This is a genomic window from Nonomuraea sp. KM90, from assembly GCF_052246675.1.
Taxonomy (GTDB): Bacteria; Actinomycetota; Actinomycetes; order Streptosporangiales; family Streptosporangiaceae; genus Nonomuraea.
This window is the reverse complement of the sequence record NZ_JBQQCB010000364.1, coordinates 1-1,265: the sequence shown is the minus strand read 5'-3', so window position 1 is coordinate 1,265 and position 1,265 is coordinate 1. Positions and strand designations below refer to the sequence as shown.

Here is a 1,265-nt window from a genome sequence, read left to right as displayed (position 1 = left end):
CGGAGAACTCGTAGAACCGCTCCAGCGCCGCTTCCTCGGTCGGGGCGGTGTAGACGGGCTTGAGCGCACGTGCGATCTTGTCCCAGTCCTGGCGGGCGGCGTACCGGAAGGAGTTGCGCAGCAGGTGTGGCCGCCAAGAATCAACATGCTGGTTTTCCTGGGTCGGGATGCTCGTGTGGTGTGTCGGTCGAGGCGAGGAGGTCGGCGGCCGAGGCGTAGCGGTGGTCGGCGGGGGTGATGGCGGTGCCGTGGTTGTTGAGGATGGGCAGGACGTCGTTGATCGCGTTCCACAGGGTGCTGCGGCTGATGTTGAACAGTTCGGCGAGGGTGTCGAGGGTGCAGACGCGGCGCTGGTAGAGGATCGTGGCGAGGATCCGATCGCCGTCAGTGATCTTTTGCCGGAACACTCCGCCTCGGGTGCCGGGGCGGCGGTTGCCTCCGCGTTTGCGGTGGCGGCGCTGTTCGATCGCGGCGGCGTAGGGCACGATCAGTTTCTCGAGCATGGCGTCCAGCGCCTTTCGGCTCATGCCGGTCAGGTTCGGGTCGGTCAACGCATGACGGGTCGGGCTTGCCGGAACGTGCGAGGCCGGGTCGGTGCCGGTGTTCCAGGCGCGTAGGTCGTCTGCTCGGGTGAAGTAGCGGACGACGGCCGGGGTGATGCTGATCTTCTGTTCGTCCAGGAGTTGCCGGGTGGCTTTGATCGCCTGGCCGATCGTGACGGGGTTGATCCCGAGCAGGTCACACAGCACTTTCTGCGGGCAGACCTGCCGCAGATAGATGACGGTGATCAGGATCTCGTCTGAGCTGGAGAGCAGTGCTCGGCTGCGGCCGGTGGTGGCGACCCGGCGGCCGCCGCGCAGTACGAAACGGCGTTGCTCGGCCCGGGCCTCCTGGGCCGGGGCGAGCCGGGCGCGTAGCGCGTCGAGTTCGTCGCTGTTCATGCCGGTCAGGCGAGGGTTGGCGAGCAATTGCATGGTCTGTGCTCGGGCCGCGGCTCGCTGGTCGGCACGCAGCGGGACAGCCTGCCCGCCTTTCGGGGCAATGCTGTAGTTCCAGGCGCCGCGTTCGCAATGGGCGGTGATGGGCAGAGCCTGGAGCTGGTCGCGGCTGACCGAGACCCCGGTCGGATAGGAATCGGGATCCAAAGCGGCCTCGACCCTCAGCCCGGCCGAGGTCGTGGTCGCCGCGATCGTGTTGAGGACGACTTGATGGCTGGTCAACGGCCGTCCCCGCCAGTTCATCGTGATATGCGAGAACAACCGGTG

At 67.0% G+C, this 1,265-nt stretch carries 1 protein-coding gene and 1 pseudogene; both read right to left on the bottom strand.

The features are described from left to right. Positions 1 to 127: pseudogene (locus ACTWPW_RS64245) on the bottom strand (transposase); the annotation flags it as partial. 13 nt (positions 128 to 140) lie between these two features. Continuing rightward, on the bottom strand, positions 141 to 1,265 hold a 1,125-nt coding region (locus ACTWPW_RS64240), incomplete at its 5' end, for an ISAzo13-like element transposase-related protein (protein WP_443175050.1).